The sequence below is a fragment of the Peribacillus sp. NPDC056705 genome (genome assembly GCF_043656335.1).
This window is the reverse complement of sequence record NZ_JBHTYI010000219.1, coordinates 1-1,237: the sequence shown is the minus strand read 5'-3', so window position 1 is coordinate 1,237 and position 1,237 is coordinate 1. Positions and strand designations below refer to the sequence as shown.

Genomic DNA, 1,237 nt, shown 5'->3' with positions numbered 1-1,237 from the left:
CCTCTGAACGGAGCGGTGGGCGCCGTGACCTTGACGATTACCGGCGCGATCACGGGCCTCGACGGTTCCGGTTTCTCCGGCATCTCGCTGGCCGGTTCAATTGCTCAATTATTCGCTACAGCCATTGGCTCAGGTGCTGCAACGTTGACCGCGCTCGGGCAAGTGGCTGCGATCTGGGTCGGAGGGGGAACGCTCATTCCATGGGCTCTCATCCCTGCCGCAGCCATTTGCGGGGTCAGCCCGTTCGAGCTGGCAAGAAGGAACCTGAAGCCGGTGTTGATCGGACTCACGGTGACAACGGTCGTAGCAATGTTCTTGGTGTAGTCTATAGTTGAACACCTCGCTCGAGGACGCAGCGTATATCCAACCGTTCCGCCAACGGTTGAATATACGCTGCCCCTCTCGGGACAACCTTAATTGAGCCGGCGATGATCTTTCTCGAAGCGACTGCCTTGGTTCTACCCCATTGCAATAGAAAAAGAACCCTCGGTAGAGAGTCCTTATGGTATAATATGGGTTGTACATACACACCTTGAGTGGGCGCACCCTCCGAATGGAGGTGATGCGATGAACATTTCGTTTGGTGAAGTGCTTACCTTCGGGTTATTCCTGTTGGCATTGCTGACTTACATCGATAAACGAAAGTAACCCACTCTTAAGGTTGGAGCCTAAAGTGGGTTACTTTTCTGATCTCTCAATGATCCTGGAGGGTAAATCCCACTCAAGATGTTTGTACTAGGGAGTAGCCTGGCCCGGCTACTCCTTATTTATTGTTATCTTAGCATATGGAGAAATATACCTCAAGCTACTTGACGTAACTGAAGACGGTTTCGGCGGCGAGTTTGCGTCACATTGGATCGTATCCTTCCAGATCATTCATGACAAAGCCGGCGCCGTGGTAAAACACCATGACCGGAAGAGAAGCCGCTTGTGCAGTACAGATTCGCTAGCGGTTATGTGCCGTTACTTCTTCGAGATTGAGAACGGCAACTCTTCGTTGCGGTAAGAACGGAAGCTTGGAGCAAGTCCGAGACGGAAATCGAGGGACTTGCCCGCCATAATATCCTGATGCGTAATGTATAGCTTGGTGTAATCCTGTCCATCCAATTGAACATTCGCGACGAAATTAGATTGCGGATTGTTGTTGTCGGTATGAATCTGCATCTCTTTGCCGTTCGGCAGTTCAATGCTCACGCTATCGAACAGCGGGATGCCCAGCACATATTCACCGCTGCCT

General features: G+C 51.5%; 1 protein-coding gene and 1 pseudogene. One reads left to right on the top strand and one right to left on the bottom strand.

What is annotated here, in order from left to right:
• Positions 1 to 324: pseudogene (locus tag ACFRAK_RS29095) on the top strand (hypothetical protein); the annotation flags it as partial.
• 639 nt (positions 325 to 963) lie between these two features.
• Here ACFRAK_RS29095 and ACFRAK_RS29090 read toward each other — a convergent pair.
• A partial coding sequence (locus ACFRAK_RS29090) for a glycoside hydrolase domain-containing protein (protein ID WP_394573212.1) occupies positions 964 to 1,237 on the bottom strand: 274 nt, incomplete at its 5' end.